Below are 18641 nucleotides of genomic sequence, written 5' to 3'. Positions count from 1 at the left end.
AAAATGAACTGGTCGCAAGGATCTTTATAAACCTATTCTATCCACTTCATTCCCATTTCTTAATCAATGCATCTGAACTAGCTGTTAAAGCCTTATAAGCGTCAAGGGAAATTAACTGCTGGTTTTTCTGATAATCCAACAAAGCCTTAAAACTATTCATATGCTTAACCACTTTGTCAGCAGCTTTCTCCTTTTCGAACTGAGCCACTGCATTCAAATGTACTTTCAACGAACGAGCCGTTTGAGCATCTAGAAATGCATTTTCCTGTTCAAAATCCTGAACGAGCGCAAGTATCGTAGTGGCAGTTACAACTTGTTTATTCTCAACTAATCCATTAATCGCATCTTCAAGTGCTTCAATCGCAGCCTCTAGTTCTTCTACCGTCTGAACACTGATCAATGCTTTTTCCGCTGCAATGATTGCTTCACTTAAAAGGTTAAATGATTCTTCTGTGTAATCATCCGAATTAAACTGCTTTGCTTCAATTATCAAGGATTCTAGTTTAGTCTTGTCTAGGATTATGAATATTTTTTCTAAGGTGCCTTCGTATTCTACAAGACCTTTAATTATAATTTTAGCTTCACCGGCTTCAATGTTATTTTCATAAGTTACGCGGTAGTCGATTCCCTCTTCAAGCACGATAGAATCCAATGTTACAGTTGCTTTAGGAGTCTTTGCATTTCCATCATATAAAAATACATCTTGATCGAGCGTAACTTCTGCACTTTCTATTGATTCTTTTGCAGTAGCTGCTTTACGAAGTCTTATTTCTTTCGCTGTCATAAATCGATTGGCTTGATCTCCATCACCGTAGCTTGACAGGGCAGTGAGTCGAACGAATTTGGCTTCTTTTGGTTCGTCGAATTTAGCAATAGACCATGTATCCGTTTTACCTGGCCAATTACCAACCGACACCTCTTGCCATGTTTCGTTATCTAAAGAAACTTCAACTTTATACGCATTTACAATACCGTTACCATTGCCGCTTCGTGATAAATAACGCAGTGCATCAATTCCTGTTACTTCTTCCATTTCCAAAGTAATCCAGAAGTTTGATTTATCCGTTCCACCCCATGGCGTATGGAATATTGTTGATAGTTTGTTATCCACAGCATACTTCGGGTCACCTTCTGTTGCGTTATTTTTATGGTAATCTCCTGCGGTTGCCGTCGTTTTTTCATATGGATAGTCCCGAGAATCATCATCTGCTGGTAAATCCGTATCGGGTGCATGTCCATCTAAATTTATCGTATACATTTCTCTAGTCAAGTGATCTTCTGATTCTGTAAGAATACGAATCACATTCTCGTACGGTTTTAGTACTGTTACTGCAACGTTTTTATCACTTATTGCTTCAACAACTGCTTTTTGGTATTCAGTGTTAATCACCTTATCTTTTAGCTCTTTAGGTGAAACACTATTGCCGTTGAGAAGTATATCGTCAAGTGTTGCTTCGGCATTTACCTTAAGCGAACTATGTTCAACACGTAATTCTACCTCTGAAAGTCCGACTGCTAATTTCTTACCTGCACTATTGGTTCCGGGATTGCTTTCTAAAACAATCTTAAACGCAACAGCTGGAACACCATTGAAACGATAGTTAATTTTCGTGATATTCGGGGTACCAACGGATGTTTCTCCACGGGTTTCTCTCACATTCTCCAATTTTGTCCAGTTTGCGTCCTCTGTCCCTTCATTGGACCAATATAGTTCAACATTTTCAGGTAAACGTGCAGCCCAAGCATCTTGGTAGAAGTATAAATCAGCAGATCCTAGGAATTGAGCCGTTGCATAAGTGAAAATAATTTCTGCTTTGTTATTTCCTGTTTGAGCCATATCATAGTTTGTCCAAACAGATGGGTTCGGTCCTGATTGAACCGTTTTGAATCCTGTATTACCATCGACAATTGCTTCCAAATTATCAGATTGCAATTCTTTTGGTATATCTTGTGTTAATGTCAATTTATTTCCTGCTACATTATCCCCTAACGTAACATCTGCATCATTAACGCGAACTGACGCAGTAACAGGAATTGTTTCACCAAACACGGTTGAAGTTCCGTTAACCGTTACAAGTCCCGGCTTTTTATAGTTTTCAGCATCTTGAGTATCCCATTCTACTTGGAATTCAGTTTGTAAAACATCACCGTTTTCTAAAACGAGAGGTCTAGTTGAAGGTAAATTAACAGTATCAATTCCTGTCGGAGTTGCTAGTGAATAGTTTAGAAGTGCACCAACTGATTCAATAACCGTAACATTAGTTAAGACACGATGATTAAGCTTATCAACTTGTCCTATAACGTTAACAGTTCCAGCTTTATCAAACATGTTTCCTTCAATATTCCATGTAATTGGAAGAGTTTCTTCAGTTCCATCACTAAAAAGTACCTTTGTTTTTGATACAAGATTTGGCTGGTATCCTAATTTCACATAGTAATTTTTAGGCATTGTATATCCTATGACATGTTTTTCTGTTGATACTTCAGGATCAGGTGTGGTTGTAATGGTTATATTTTGCCCTTTGATCCCCTCAGATTCTACATGAAGTGTCATAGTGCCTGCATCAGTTGTTGACTTAACAATAGCAACCAGTTTTCCGTTAAATGCCTTACGTTTGCCACTGTCATATGGTTCATGATCCACTTGGTCACCATTGTCAAGTGCCATCAGTTCCCCACCACCACTTACACTTACATTCATTAAGTTTGCAGCGTCCTCAACGATATCCCCATTTTCATCTACTACATCGATTGTAATATAGGACAAGTCACGTCCATTAGCCACAATAGAGTCGCGATCAGCTTTAAGTTTTAATTCAGCTGCCTCTTCAAATGTAGTAATACTGTCACGGCCTTGTGTATCAGTGATAACATTGTCATTTTCATCATAGGCCTTAGCATAGACCGTTCCATCTTCATAGGGAACATTCCAAGTTAGATAAAGATTTCTGAATGCCTCACCCTTTTTATCACTGCCCTCATATGTCTGATAAGTATGCCCTGCATTTGTTGTGTGTTGTGTAAATGTTTTCTTGCCAAGTGATTTCTCTTCACCTTCAGCATCTTTAAAGAATAACTCAACACTGCGTGCATCACTATAAACATCAACACGAACATTTCCGTTACCATCGATTTGAACCATATCTTTTTTCCAAGCTGGAAGTACATGAAGCGTATTTACTTCATCATTCCATTGTGATTGATAAAAGTAAAATCGATCTTTTGGAAGACCTGCTGTATCAACAATACCGAAATAACTTGATTTCGGTGAAGGCCAAGCACCTGTTGCACCTGGACCTACGTTATTCCAAGGTGTTGGTTCCCCTAGATAGTCAAAACCAGTCCAAACAAATTCCCCCGCCATAAAATCACGAGTAATGATGTCATACCATGAATCAGCTGAAAATTTACCCCATCCAACTCTTGATTCATCATATGATGTTAAGTGTCTGTCATAGTTTGAAGGCTTGTAAACCCCACGACTGTTGACGGATGATGCTGTTTCTGCACCATACATTTTCCAATCCGGGTGATTTTTGTGAAATTGGTCCAGTATATTTCCATTTGCATAGTTAAAACCAACGGTACCATCAAGCTCCGTCAATTTTTCACCAAACTTTATTGCCTCACCCCAACTTGCTTGAAGTTTGTTGTCTCCAATAGTAGATGGACGAGTTTGATCAACTTCTGCAACCCATGTTGCCAATTGTTCTAAAATAGCTGGATATTCATTATATGGACCACTATTACCCTCCATAACTTCATTACCTGTTGACCAGCTAATGATGGATGGTGCATTAATTCCACGTCGAACCATGGTCTTAATGTCAAATTCCGCCCATGTCATATCGGCAGTTGCGCCCAATAAAGGATTATCACCAACTAACTTTTTAAACCATCCAGCATAATCGTTGGAGTTACCATTTTTGTTACCTATCCATGTATCAAATGCTTCATCAATGATAAGCATACCTTTTCTATTTGCAATTTCAATGAGTTCATCCGCTGCCGGATTGTGTGTAACACGAATCGCATTGACACCCATATCTAACAAGATTTCGACTTGGCGTTCCATAGCACGATAATGTGCTGCTGCCCCCAATGATCCCTGATCAGAGTGCATACTTACACCTTTTAATTTAACTGCTTCTCCATTTAAATAAAATCCTGTATCCGCTTTAAACTCGAAACTTCTAAAACCATAATCCGTCACATATTCATCAATAACCTTATCATCCACTAGAACTTCTGTAACAATTTCATATAAGTGAGGATTAGATAGAGACCAAAGTGTTGGATTAGGCATTTTCAAAGTAACCATTGACGGGACTGAGTGATTAGCATTTATTTTTAATACGTCACTTTGTTCACTAACAATACGTCCTTCCGAACCTTTTTCACGAATACTTTGTCTTACAATTGCATTAACATCCTCAGATGACTGATTCGAAATTTCAGCATTAACGACTACATCAATATCCTTGCCTATTTGACTTTCAAGATTTGGCGTTAATACTTGAACACCATAATGATCCACATGAATATCATCCGTTATTGTAAGATGCACATTACGGTAAATTCCACTTCCTGAATACCAACGGCTTGAAGGAAATTGATGATTAACACGAACAGAAATCACGTTTTCCCCATCGTAATTGATATAGTCAGTTAAATCATAAGCAAATGGTGTATACCCATTTGGATGATCACCCAATTTATGTCCGTTAATATACACACTTGCATTCATATAAACGCCGCCAAACTCAACAACAACACGCTTGTCTTTCATGGCTTCACCTAATGTAAATGACTTACGATACCATCCAATTCCACCAAGCTTATAACCGCTCTCTGCTTCGCCTGCTTGGCTATATGGCAGGCTTAAACTGAAATCATGCGGCAATTGCACATCATCCCATTTAGAATCATCGTATGCATTAAACTGAGCATTACTTTGTTCGCCATAAAAAAACTTCCAATTATCATTAAATAATTGACGACGTTCATTTCCACTTAAATTAGTATTATAAATAAAAGTTTCAGGCGAGCTAATTGAATAATCTTCTTCCTTTTGATTGTTAGGTGTTGAAATACTTTTCACAACCGGTTCCCCTACTTCTTGTGCATATGAATGCGGTGTATTAAGGCTTGATAGTATTAGTAATGTAATTAAAAAAATACTCGTGACTACTCTTTTCATCTTTTGTTCTCCTTCCTTATGTCAACTGGAGTCGTATTATTATTAATATCTCGATTGTGACAAGCAGCTTGTTACAATCGAGATGGCACAACTCACGTCAACTAGTTCATTCCCAGTTCTTTATCATTACATCCGCATTTTCTTGTAAAGCGTTATACGCTTTGTCAGAAATCGACTGTCTCTCTTTCTGATAGTCGAGTAACACTTTAAAACTCTTCATATGTTTGACTACCTTGTCCGCAGCTCCTTGCTTTTCGTACTGAGCGACTGCAGTTAGATGTGTTTTCAAAGAACGGGCAGTTTTTTCACTGTCGAATTCTCCTTCGACTTCAAACTGTTCGACAAGCGCTTTCATAGCGGAAATACTAGTTGTTTTCGGTTTGATCAACTGGAACACATTTAGTTCGGCTGCTGAAGCATAACCCCCAACACCTTGAATCGCTTCCAGTTTTACATGCGAAGCTGCTACCCCCGGAAACTGAACACTTTTCTCCGTTTTGTTATTCGCCCAATTTCCTTGCGCTACTTCTGTGAAATTGACGCCGTCACTACTGGTGTACAATTTATATTGAGTGATGACCCCGTTTATACCCCCCTGCCTTGGGAGGTAGGTAAATTCGTCAATCAAATAGGTGTCGCCTAGATCTAACGTAATCGACTGTGGCAAGGTATCTTTCCCAGACCAAGTTGTATGCCACATCGTATCCAGATTCCCGTCAATAGCGTGTGCAGCTAGATCAGTGCCAGCTTCCTCACTTGTTGCAGTTGCAGTCATCTGTGATTGCGGTATCACACGCAAATCGAGTATCTCTATGACGGTCGATAACGGAAGTTCGACTTTGTTATGATTCCGTTCAAAGGTTACTAGACCCTCAAGTTGTGCAAACCGACCTACATGTTCACTATCTGGAATACCCACTTCAAATGCTGTGTTAAATGTGCCATTAGGTTTTATAGCGTCGATTTGATTCGAGCCTAACGCCTTCACCGACCATCCAGCAGGTACATTTAGGTTAAGTTTTACATCAGTCAAACTATCGGCGCCCGTATTCTGTATCACGGCATCTAATTTCACGACATCCCCTGCTTTGCCAAATGGCTGTTCAGGCGTAAGAGACACCGAAACATCCCGAAATCGAATGAGTTCGTCAATAATCATTTTTCTCGCTTGAAGTACGTTTGCGAATACTTCATTCGATGGGGCTGCATCTGCATTCACCATTTTTAATGCCTTTTTAAGTACGGCATTTTCCGAACCTGCCTGCTCTCTTAGTTGTTTGATCAGTTCAAAGTCTTCCACACCATTGCGGAATTGTTCCCATCTCAAACTAGATATGGGGCCATTCTCTCCTGGATAGACAATATACTCATCCCCCTGTGTGTACTGAAAAGAAGGCTTGTTAAATACATCCGCTGGCCAACTATTATATGTCCAGCGTAAGTATCCATCTAAATTATGCTGTGCCGAAATCCATGGCAACGTGCGTGAACCAATTAACGGTGAAATCGTATTTGTATTCGGGTGGTGCGGTTGATAATACGTGTAAAAGGTTGTAATCTTCCCATCTGCACGACGTTTATCAATAATATCTTTCGCAGCAATGCCGGTTGCTGAGTAGTTAAAACTGATTTCAGCGGAGTAAGGTTCTAAACCGTTCGAATCAGCTGCAACCGCTAGTTTATTTTTAAATACTGGCGCCACTTCATCTAAAAAGTCAAAAGCAATTTTCATCGTCGCTTGGGGACGCTCATCAAAAGCGAGTAGCGTGTGCTCAAACCAGCCTTTATCACGCAAATGTTGCTCAAAGTCAGGTAGAAATGAAGACCAGGCATCCTTCCAAAGTGGCCCACCCAGTTGGACAACTTCATCAACCGTTTCTCCTGTCCGTGTATCCGTATATTTCAAGTGATCCTTGCCAAACATCACCATTCCGAAAGCGTGAATGTATGGTCCCATTCCTTCTTGTAGAGATAATTCTACGTACTTGTCAAAATGTTCATAGTCAAACGACCAAGACTCCCCGTCATAACTCCAGTCCACAAGGTTCCCGTATGGCGTATAAGTTTGAGATCGATAACTACCATCCGACTGACGTATTTGCCAAGGATCATCCGCGAGCACTGCATTAATGACTTTTTGGCCACGTGAAGCAACATCCTTGATGTATGGCTTTAATAAGTCCCAATGCTCGTTAGACCATGGCTCTACATCGTGAGCAACAGCAACAGCGTCTGGCTGCATCCATAAGTTAAGATGAAAGTTAAAGTCTTCAGGATTCGGCAATGTAACATCGGCAACTTCTATCGTCATATCATGTGTGACAGATTCTTTTCCATTGGCCGTAATTGAAATTTTCGCTTTGTATTTTCCGGGTTTCGCATCTTTTGGAATCATAAAGTTAAACCAAACAGGTTGTACTTCACGTGCAGGAATATCGATTTTATCCGCTTTGACGAGTGGGTCAGCAATCACGCCGCCGCCAGTTCCTTCATTGGGAACGAAACTTGGATAATATACGTTCACTTGTGCTTGTGGGATAACCGCATCCCCAAAAGTTGCTTGCAAATCGCTTACTTCGACTTGCACATCCTGTAACGCTGCCTCACTTGTAATCGCAAGTTGAGCGGATGCCTGTCCATTACGGACTGTTAACAAGTTAAGATCGCTATTCTGCGCTGGAATTGAGTTAGGTAATGTCCTGTCTACACGAACAAATGAAGACATATCAAATGAGCCTGTAGGGATCCAACTGACAATCCCATCACTCAAAGTGACTCCAGTTACAGCCTCGGCATTTTTTGCGACATCGTTTGCCAAAGCACGCTGCACGCCTGTTAACAGTTGGCTCGAAACTAGAAGTAGTAAACAAAAAGATACACTGATAATCTTTAGAAACTTCATTTCTCTCATACTTTTACCTCCCAAAGTGGATTGACCCTTTCTACTGGTTGGATGGCAATAAGGCTGCGAATATGGAGTCTAAACGTTCATGATCCCCCTTACATTAATTAAAGTAATTAACTAAGATGCGAATCCTCTATGTTTCTCAAAGATTCCCACATATCTGCTTACCCTAATCAGTATTTACCCGTCCCTTTCTGACCAATCGGTTTCACCTCCCTTATTTGGCGTTCACAAACAATTTTTCCAATAGAGTGTTTTTACAGGGTTTTACATATGAGTGATTTTGTTAAGCGCTTTCATTCATTAGGAATTAAATTCTTGGGTGGGTAGTATGTAGGTGAGTTAACAAACGTATGCAAGTAGAATCTAGTAGTAAATGTAATATAACACGAATCAATCGATAATAGTTCAGTATTCAGTCTATATAATTCGTAATTATCCAAATTGATAGTTAGGTTGTATGTGATTCAGCTTTTCTTAGGCGAATCGGACTATCACACAAAAAGTGGAACAGTCCTATATGGAATTATTTTATTAGAACACATCTGTGAATTATCCAAAAACAACCAAGCACTAGGTACGTCGTGTATAGTTCTTTAAGGAAATTAAATCGGGTGCCTGGATCTGAAATGTTCAGAACCAAGCACCCGATATAAATATGGAATGAGTATTACTGTTAACAATCCATCATCATATTCAATTTCTCTTTGAATACCTCTGTCAAAACACCTTTATTATCAAAGATATAGGCATTGGTTGAACCCATAGTGTAAAGATTACTGTCCTCCTGTTCTAGCAAAAACAGGATACCTTTTTCAATGAGTGGCACATAATCCTCAGGTCGCTCAGACATCGTATTCCAGGCTCGTACCATGAGTTCCAAATCCTCTCCAAGCAAGGCCGGCTCTAGCTCTTCATCCGCTAAGGGAACTGAAAATATCGCATACTCATCCGTATATTTGGCAGACACACTGCTTTCTAAAAACTGTTCAAAGTTCTCCGCCAGTTGCCCACTATTTTTATCCACCACAACCGGCTCCGAATCTTCATGAAATTGTAGGTACATATTGTCGCTAATCCAGACACGTTCAGCCTTGCGCACTAGCTGGGCAGTTCCAAATAACAGTCCAACATCTACTACCTTATCTGCTGTCGCAATTAAATCGTGAGTTAACCTTCCTCCATTTTGTTCCGCAAGCAATTCAGCGTATGCTGGTGGAAACCTCACCTGCAACCTTTCTTCTGCCTCAGATATTTCTTCAATTGAGGCTCCCAAAGTAGACTCCCCATCCTGCCAGACAGGTAAACTAGCAGCCCTGTAATAAGACTCCATGTTTACATCCTCTGCGACAATCATCCACTGCGTCATCGGACAATCAACAAGTACACTAAAAACAGCCCCCAGCTCGTGTACATCTATATCTTCATACAGCCAGAATTGCCCCTTCCCAAGTGGTAGCTCACTCCGCTCTTCCTTTACCTTTTGAAAAGTTAACACAATACAACTCGCTTTATTGAATGACCCCGAACCATTGAGTGTGATTCGAATCGTATCGTCTTGGCGCATAATGTGTTTAATACGTGCATCGTGCAGCCCCATCTTCCGCAATTTCACGAAGTTTTCAGGGACCAGATTGCAAATCGCTTCAAAATGTCTATTGGCTTGCTCAAGTACAGTCATGTATTTTTTCTCCATATCATTGTGCCAGATCAGCAGCCTCCGCCTTACCTCTGTTGGTAAATACGGCTGATTAATCGAACCATCCTCAATGAATAGATGAAATTCCTGAGGAAGTACTTTCAGCAAGCGTCCCTTCTCCTGCTCCAATCTTTCACGCAAATAAGCATGACCATCCTCGCCATTCTCCGCAAATTCCTGCATATAATCCTGCCATTCCTCATCCGATTCCGGCAATATCAAAACATGCGCATCTTGCATTTGTTCGTACCAATCTTTTGTAAAAAACGCCAATGTCAACACCCCCAGATTATTTCACGCATACCTCAAGTAATGATTTTATTTACATTCACTTAATCTTTATACGGATCAAACTCATTTGCACCGGCCATGCAAACGCCGACTGGTTTAAGGACGTGTAATATATCGATTGTATCTTTGTGCGCATCCAGCACAGGTTGTAGTTTTCGATAGACAAAGGGACTTTCGTCTGTCCCTCCTCCACGTAGCATGACGCCAAATTCTTTCACTGCATCATCCATCTGCTTCTGAGATATTGCCCCGCCTGAGCGAGTACGTTTTTTCCAGTTCATCTTCCCTGCTGCCTGCGTACGACTCATAATCCGTCCTGCACCATGAACTGTGCTGTAAAATGCATGTTCATTTTCCACATGATCTTTCCCTTGCACGATCACCGAAATGTCCCCCATACTCCCCCCGATAAAACCTAACTGTCCCGGCGCAGAAGGTGTTGCTCCCTTACGAACAACAATCGTTTCTTTGCCTTGGTGCATCTCTTTCCATGCAAAATTATGGTGATTATGCACTTCAAATAGCGCTTTGGCACGCAGAATATGGAGAACTTGTTCGATCACATAATCCCTTCCGGCATACGCATATTTGCCCGCCAATGTCATCGCCCTATAATACATATCCCCAAGTTCACTATCCAATTCAATCAGTGTCGGCGCTTGCTCCATATTTTCACCAGGGGCTCGGTCTGAAAACGCACGATTATTAGCCAGGTTTAAAAAACCACTTGCCGTCTTATGACCAAATCCCCTACTGCCAAAATGATTGGCAATCCATAAATCTCCCGTCTTTTCTTCAACAAAAAGATCGACAAAATGATTGCCCGAACCGACAGTTCCCAATTGGTCAATCGCTAACTTTTTTAAACTATCATGTTCTTGCTTGCCAATCTGACTATAAACATTCCAATCCGGATCATCAAACAACTCATGATCTACGCGTTTCGCATTCTTCCGACCAATCCCAAAAGCAATCTTCCCCGCAATTTCATCCATAACACTTGGAAGTATATTCTTAATTTCTTCATACTTAATATTTGTTCTGACAGCTTTATTTCCACAAGCAATATCATAGCCAACGCCGGATGGAGATATTTGTCCATCGTAAACGACGACGCCCCCCACTGGCTGACTGTAGCCGTAATGTCCATCCGCGCAAAGCACGCCACCTAAGACATTTCCGGTTCCCAAACAGTTATGAAACTGTCGCAGTGTATTTTCTTCGTGTTCTCCAAAAATCACTTTTTTCATAAAGCATTCCTCCCCTCTATTCACATAATCTATACTGTTACTATATCCTATTTAGTTAGGAATTTACGAAAAAAAGGGATAACTTTGGATAAAATCTTATATCGGGCTATACTATCCTTAAGGACTACTAAGAAATGAGGTGTTTTAGTGAAAATCAAGTTACTGAAAACAAGGATTCAAGTCGTTAATCTTTATAAGGATGCACTTGTGGAGATTGATTTCATTACAACACTTTACTCTTACAATCAATAGAGTAGACAAATCTAACCACATTTGTCTGCCCTTTTCATCAACACAACTTATTTTTTCACTTTGTATACTTTTTAGCTTCTTAATAGAATTGCTGTAATTGGGTACTCTTCCAAATCTGAATTATTTATTTTATCGGAAAGCGTATAAGATACCATAGAAATGAGCCAAAACATATGTTGTCATGATCATCCCATCAAAAATGTATGATTTTTAAAAGAGCGCGTTTTATTTGGTGAACAGTTATTGGCGAAAATCCTTATCTTGTTAGGGCTTATCATTACTCTGGAATATGTTATGCGGGAAAATTATATAAATACTGAAAAGCAAATTTTGCTAAGTCAAAACCCCTCATTTACCTAAGTAAATGAGGGGTTAAGCGTTTTATCTTCTTGAAAGACTACTAGTTACATGCTCAATCACATCTTTGAGTGGCATGTCCGTCATCGATTCTAGTCGGTGTTCGACGGTGCAGAAATCCATTGTGTGAGTTATCTGGTTTGGAACAATTACACAACTCATTCCCGCTCGTTTAGCTGCTAATGCACCGTTCGCGGAGTCTTCAAATACAAGACATTCTTCTACGGCTAGCCCTAAACAGTTTGCGGTTTGCAAGTATAATGTTGGGTCAGGCTTTACTTTCTCAACATCATCCGAGGTTTGAATGCATTCAAAGTAATCGAATATGTTCAAGTTTTTCAAATGAGTAGACACCCATTGGTAAGTTGAACTAGTAGCTAAACCGATCTTTAAGCCCATTTCTTTGGCTGATTTTAAATAGCCTTCTACACCTGCCCTTGCTTTCTCCTCAGCTAATATAGAATGGTACTTCTCTTCAAACTGTTCTTGTAAAATTTGATGTTCTAGTTTTCGTTCGAGCTTTTCTTCCAAATGTTTAAAAGGAGAGAAACCGGTTTGTGTCCCTATTTCTTGTTGCCAGCGTTTCATTGGCAACTCACTTCCATGTTCAGAAAAAATCTCCTGCAATACGAGGTACTGATGAGTTTCTGTATCTACTATTAACCCGTCAAAGTCAAAAATAATACCTTTTATCATTTAGCACCTCCCTATTTTCATTCAGTTCAAAATTTCATTCAGTGTAGTCAGCATCTATATAAAACTTAATCCTGTCCCCTAGTAAATAGTATTTTGAATAATGAACAGGCAAATTATTTGAATCATAGATTATTTTCTTTATTAGGATGACGATTGACAATTTATTAACACCCAAGTGTTTGCAAATTTCCGACGATGGATGTATGTATTCAATTTCCTTTTCAACCCTGGTGAACTTGATATTGTAATTTTCTCTAATAATTTTAAATGTAGATGAACTATCGGATATTAATGTTTCAATATCTGGATAAAGTTTTTTTGGAAGATATGCAAAATCAACACTTAGGGGACCTTCTGCATCCTTTACTACACGTACTAATTTTAAAAACTCGTAATATTTACTCGAAACAACTTCCGGAATGTCTAATTTCCCAGATACCATTCCTCTATACAAAATTTCTTTTTCTATATTATTTTCTTCAGTAGATAATCCATCTGTAAATCCATTTAAGTTTAATAAATGGATATCCTTTTTGGCTGCTTTAACAAAAGTTCCTTTTCCTCTAATGACTTCTATAATGTCTTCATCAACTAATTCCTTTATAGCTCGTCGAATCGTGATCCGACTTACATTATAAATCTTGCCCAATTCACTTTCATTAGGTATCTTGTCTCCAGCTTTTAAGTTATTACTTTTTATTAATTCTTTTATACCGATTTTAATTTGCTCATATAACAAAATCGAGTCATCGGAATTCGCATTTTTTTGGCTCCTCATTTTTAAACTCCTATCAGCACGCCATGATATTATTGTTATTTAACTTTACATGAAGAGCTAATATAAAACAATTCATCGTTTATATTCCATCGGGTAGCCGAATCCGCCATAGAATCCGCATGTTTTTTCAGCAGATTTTGTTGCACTTTCAATGGCCTCTTCTATCGTTACTTCATTATTATAATGAACTAAAAATGCTCCAATCAAACTATCCCCTGCTCCCATCGTATCTACAACAGTAATCGGATTTAAGTGTTGATTGAAAATCTTCCCATTTTCAATAAATAGAGCTGGTAAACTACCACGAGTTACTACTACTATTTCAAAGCCTAGTATTTTTACTTGCTCGATAAATATATTTAATTCTTGCTCCTTTAATTCAGCAGCAGAAAAGAATGCGTATTTGATGTGCTGTGCAATGGATTCAATATAATCCAACTCTAATCTGTTCGAAAAATCATAGGAAATATCAATTACCTTTGAAATCTTTGCTAGTTCGCTTTCCATCGAGGAGTAGCAACTAATGTGACAGACATCAAATTTCGATATAAAATCTACATCTTCATTAATCAATTGTAGCTTTAATGTATGTTGCACAGTATTTTTAGCTCCCCCAACAAAAACTCGATCGCCAGATGGCGTAAGCGATACTTCCGGTTGGCCACTCAAACCATCTGCTTTTCGGGAAAGACTATAATCAATGGATTCTTCTTTCAATGCATATTGGATATGTTCTGCCTTGCTATCAGAGCCAAAAATCCCGATATAAGCTACATGTTCAGCACCATTCCTTTTGGCATTGACAGCTACATTTACACAATTCCCCCCCGGATAATATGTTTGTTGATCCAAATAACAATCTACAACATTATCACCAACAGCTATTAAATTCATATAAATTCCTCCCTTTAGCCCTTAACTGATCCTTCAGACAAACCTCTAACTAAATATTTTTGTAGTACAATCAATAAAATAATCATTGGAATAGATGCTATTACCATCCCAGCTAACAGAACGCCCCAATCCGTTCGCAGTGCATCCCTAAAATTCATCAGACCAGAAGGAATTGTTTTTAAAACATCCGAATCAATAAAAACAGTGGCGAATAAAAACTCATTCCAAGCGAAAAATGCAGTGAAAACAATTGCAGTCATAATAATCGGGATTGACAATGGAAGATAAATTTTACTGTAGATCCCATACTCGCTGCATCCATCAATGATGGCTGATTCCTCTAAATCTTTCGGTATACTTAAGAAGAAAGCTCTTATTAATATAATAGTTAATGGCAATCTAAAAGCGACATAAGTTAATATCAAAGCCCATCGAGTATTGATTAAATCCATCCAAGTTAGCATTTCAAATAATGGGATTAAAGCTACTTGAGGATTCATCATGAGTCCTCCGATTATAAAAATTAACGAAAAATCAATCCACTTTGATTTGTACCTCGACAATGTAAACGCTGCCATAGATCCTATTAAAACTACCAATACGATTGTTGATAACGTAACAATCAAACTATTCACGAAGTAACTTGATATCCCTTTAGACCATGCAGTTAGATAGTTTTCAAAATGCCATTCTGTGGGAAGTGACCACACGTTATTATAAATTTCATCATAGCTTTTTAATGATGAAATGACCATCCAAAAAAGTGGATAAAGGATAAGTAATGCAAAAAACAATAAACCTAGAAGAATTAGATTCTTGGTAACTTTACCATGTAAATTTAATTTCGTAATAGATTTAAAGAATCCTGTGATTCTATTGTGTTCCACGTATTCTTCATTTGTATTTATTTTAGCCACACTACTCATCCTTTCCAGTTCCAGAAACTTTTATTTGTATCAACGCAAAAATCGCTGTCAGTGCAAAGATCAATGTTGCGATCGCTGAGGCATACCCCATATTGTCTTTAACAAATCCCTGTTGGTACATATGCACCGACAATGTCATGGAACTAAATCCTGGTCCGCCATTGGTTAAGATGTACGGCTCATTGAAAACCAACATAGCCCCTGTAATCGTAATTAACGTGTTTACAAACATCGTTTCCTTCACTTGTGGAACAGTAATACTTAAAAATTTTCTTACCTTTCCTGCACCATCTATATCAGCTGCCTCATATAAATCTTTAGGAATTTTCTGAATTGCTACAATGAACAACATCGTGATAAAACCTATACTTTGCCATTGTGACATTGCAATAACTGCATAGATTGATGCAGTCGCATTTCCTAACCAAGGGATCGCAAAGTTTTCGAGTCCTATTATTTCTAAAAAGCTATTTAAGAGCCCCATTTGAGGATTGTAGATAAAACCAAACAATAGTGCGATAACAGATATTGAAATCATCACCGGTATAAAATAAATGATACGTAAAGTCGGAGCAACTCTTCTAAATAATTTATCCTCTAAAATTGTTGCTAAAATTAATGCGAATGCAACTTGAAAAACCATTGAAATCACTGCATATTTAATATTGTTTAACAAAGAAATAACGATTACTTTATCTTGTAATAAGTATTTAAATGCAGCAAATCCAATATACTCTTTAGTTGGTGAAAATACACTAAAATCAAAAAAGCTATTATAGAAGTTTTGTACGAGTGGAAAGTAAATAAAGATTCCTAATAACAAAATACTTGGTAGTATGAATAGAGTTGGAATAACTTGTTTTTTTCTAATGATCATACATACACCTTCTCTCATATAGATAAGCCCTAACATTCAATGAGCATTAGGGCTTCTATAACCCCTTATTTGCTACTTTTTCAGTTTCTTTGCTTCTTGCTGAACGGCTTTTAATATTTCCTCTGGAGTCGTTTGCCCTGTAGCTAACTCCTGACCGCCACGCATAAAGATATCTGCGATGTTTATATTTACCGCATTATCAAACCACGGTGCAGTTGTAGACGCCTCCATAATAATATCGTACGCCTCCAGACTATTTGCATTCACATTTTCCTGAGTAACTGCACCTTTAACGGCATTTAGCTGACCATCCGTTTTTGTAAATTCAAACGCAGTTTCTTTAGAAGTCAAGAACTTCAAAAATTCTACAGCTTCTTTAGGTGCATTTTCACTTAACATCCAACCTTCTGGCGCTCCGGTTAGTGAAGTTTGATTTCCTTTTCCGTTTGAAACTTCCGGGAAATTGAAGAAACCAATTTCTACATCCCCGATGTCTTCGACCATCTTAATCTCCGCAAATTGCATATACAAGATAGGTACTTCGCCATTTCCAAACATGTTTCGAGCCGCTTCATGATCAATCGCAGTCGAAACATCCCCCATATAAGTAGTCAATTCTTGGAACACTTCAAGTCCAGTGATATACCCGGAATCCGTATACTCTCCAGTATCTTGGTTATAATCTTTTTCCAAGATAGATGGCTCGACAACTCTTTGGAAAATAGTACCTAGGTAATGAGAAATTGCCCAAGTATTCGTTAACCCTTCTACTAAAGGTTCTTTATATCCAGCTTCTTGCAGTTTACCTAATACTCCTATGAACTCATCGTAAGTGCTAGGTACAGCAATGTTATTCTCTTTAAAGATCTCTTTATTATAGAAAAATGCTTTGCCGTCAACCGTAAACGGTATTCCATATGTTACATCATCAAAAGTAAAGCCACCGTACTGAGATTCAATTATTTTTGAGGACCATTCTTCATCATTACTAATGACATCGTTCAATGGCATAATCTTCTCGGAAGAAACTAGATTCTGCGCAAAAGAATCTGACCATGCAGTAAAAATATCCGGTAATTTATCACTTGAAACTAGAACTTTAATCTTTTCTTTATATGAATCATTTAGAACGGAGTCAACATTAATTTTGACATTCGGATTTTCATCCATAAACTCTTTTATTCTCTCATCATAAAAAGATTTTCTTGGTTCATTCGGCCACCTATGGAAAAAGTTGATTTCAACAGTATCTTCATCACTTGCACTTTCATTTCCTTGGTCTGCATTACAGGCGGTAAGTATTGTGATAAACAAAAGTAATATAATTGGAATACCTAGCACTTTTTTCATTGAGAAACCCTCCTTGTCTTTTGATGATTCGTAACAACGGTGACACTAGATATCTAGTATTCCATTTTCCACATATATCTTCTTACCGATAATGGGTGGCCCGTATGTTCTGATAATCCGTCAGCATATAGTCTTAAAACAAAGCTCGTTAATGCAGTTCCAAAATATTCTCGTAAATCATCATCAATCCCATCGTAATTGAACATTTCGACATCTACGATTTCTACTTTTTCGCTAAATTTGTTTACAAAATCTAAAGCACGTTCATCAAGCGGACGACTCGCTCCTTTTCCTTTAATTACTAGAAACGGAACATCAAAATCTGTAATTTCGAAAGGTCCGTGGAAATACTCTCCAGAGTGAATTGCATTTGAGTGAATCCACAACATTTCCATTAATAAACAACTCGTGAATGAATATGCATGATGGATATAGGCTCCACTTGCCATCGTATATATAATGCTTTCTCTTTTATACTTTTTGCCGAATTCATTGGCAGCCTCTGAAAATAGTTCCGTATTTTTTTCTATCAATCCCCCCAATTTCGATAGTTGATTGACAATACGAGAATATTTTTCATTAGGTGATAGAACATTTAGTATTTCAAATATTAATGTATAAAACATTCCTGCCTCACCATCAATCGCATCTGACCCATCTTTGTAATTATAGTGAACGATGTGTTCAGATGCCTGGCAAAGAGGTGATTCAGTTTCCATTGAAATGGCCACCGTGAGTGCGCCTTTTTTTGCTGCAAAACTTGCCGCTTCGACTGTTTCAGGTGTTGTACCGGAATGAGATCTCAATATTACTAAACTATCTTTTCCAAGTAATTTAGGATTGCGGTGGATGAATTCATTTGAAGTGTAAACAAAACTAGGTACATCACTTTCCTTACTTATGAAATATTCTCCGAGTGATAATGAAGCCATCGACCCACCACATGCTACAAAATATACGTTCTGAATATTTTTAGCCTTTACCGCCTTTACGACATTCTGGATTTGAGTTGCATGTTCTTGTTTCATGTCCACACCCCTTTGAGTTTTTTTTACATTTTCAACTTCTTTGACTAAAACTCCATTTTCTTGTTTCAAGTCAACACCCCCATTTTTTGATAACGTCATATGACGTTATATTGATTGTTATTATATATCCTAATATTA

At 38.3% G+C, this 18641-nt stretch carries 11 protein-coding genes; all 11 read right to left on the bottom strand.

Annotation, left to right across the window (positions count from 1 at the left end; translation table 11 throughout):
- Positions 1-46: 46 nt before the first annotated feature.
- The 11 genes from ACIQ0H_RS17135 to ACIQ0H_RS17085 all read right to left on the bottom strand — a co-directional run bounded on the left by ACIQ0H_RS17135 (position 47) and on the right by ACIQ0H_RS17085 (position 18572).
- Positions 47-5200, bottom strand: coding sequence for a discoidin domain-containing protein (locus tag ACIQ0H_RS17135; protein WP_403417336.1), 5154 nt, complete (start codon positions 5198-5200; stop codon positions 47-49).
- Between the two features lie 106 nt (positions 5201-5306).
- On the bottom strand, positions 5307-8111 hold the full coding sequence (locus ACIQ0H_RS17130; protein ID WP_403417333.1) for a glycoside hydrolase domain-containing protein: 2805 nt from the start codon (positions 8109-8111) through the stop codon (positions 5307-5309).
- A gap of 670 nt (positions 8112-8781) precedes the next feature.
- Positions 8782-10077, bottom strand: coding sequence for a DUF4085 family protein (locus ACIQ0H_RS17125; protein WP_403417330.1), 1296 nt, complete (start codon positions 10075-10077; stop codon positions 8782-8784).
- Between the two features lie 59 nt (positions 10078-10136).
- Positions 10137-11345 carry an RtcB family protein gene (locus tag ACIQ0H_RS17120; RefSeq protein ID WP_403417328.1) on the bottom strand — a complete coding sequence of 403 codons (1209 nt, stop codon included), beginning with the start codon at positions 11343-11345 and terminating at the stop codon, positions 10137-10139.
- Between the two features lie 633 nt (positions 11346-11978).
- Positions 11979-12650, bottom strand: a complete 672-nt coding sequence (locus ACIQ0H_RS17115; protein ID WP_403417325.1) for an HAD family hydrolase — start codon at positions 12648-12650, stop codon at positions 11979-11981.
- A 34-nt stretch (positions 12651-12684) separates the two neighbouring features.
- Positions 12685-13428 (bottom strand): GntR family transcriptional regulator, encoded by a 744-nt coding sequence (locus ACIQ0H_RS17110; protein ID WP_403417322.1) that lies wholly within the window; start codon positions 13426-13428, stop codon positions 12685-12687.
- A gap of 72 nt (positions 13429-13500) precedes the next feature.
- Entirely contained in the window at positions 13501-14322 is an 822-nt protein-coding gene (locus tag ACIQ0H_RS17105; RefSeq protein WP_403417319.1) for a PfkB family carbohydrate kinase, read from the bottom strand.
- Between the two features lie 14 nt (positions 14323-14336).
- Positions 14337-15239, bottom strand: a complete 903-nt coding sequence (locus ACIQ0H_RS17100; RefSeq protein ID WP_403417316.1) for a carbohydrate ABC transporter permease — start codon at positions 15237-15239, stop codon at positions 14337-14339.
- 1 nt (position 15240) lies between these two features.
- Entirely contained in the window at positions 15241-16125 is an 885-nt protein-coding gene (locus ACIQ0H_RS17095; RefSeq protein WP_403417314.1) for a carbohydrate ABC transporter permease, read from the bottom strand.
- Positions 16126-16197: 72 nt separating this feature from the next.
- Positions 16198-17475, bottom strand: a complete 1278-nt coding sequence (locus ACIQ0H_RS17090) for an ABC transporter substrate-binding protein (RefSeq protein WP_403417312.1) — start codon at positions 17473-17475, stop codon at positions 16198-16200.
- A gap of 53 nt (positions 17476-17528) precedes the next feature.
- The gene (locus ACIQ0H_RS17085) at positions 17529-18572 is read right to left on the bottom strand and encodes an SIS domain-containing protein (protein WP_403417311.1); all 1044 of its coding nucleotides are present in this window, start codon (positions 18570-18572) and stop codon (positions 17529-17531) included.
- Positions 18573-18641: the final 69 nt, after the last annotated feature.

This window comes from Sporosarcina sp. NPDC096371 (assembly GCF_044762865.1).
Taxonomy (GTDB): domain Bacteria; phylum Bacillota; class Bacilli; order Bacillales_A; family Planococcaceae; genus Sporosarcina.
Note: the sequence above shows the minus strand (reverse complement) of the source record. Positions and strands in the feature narration are given on the sequence as shown.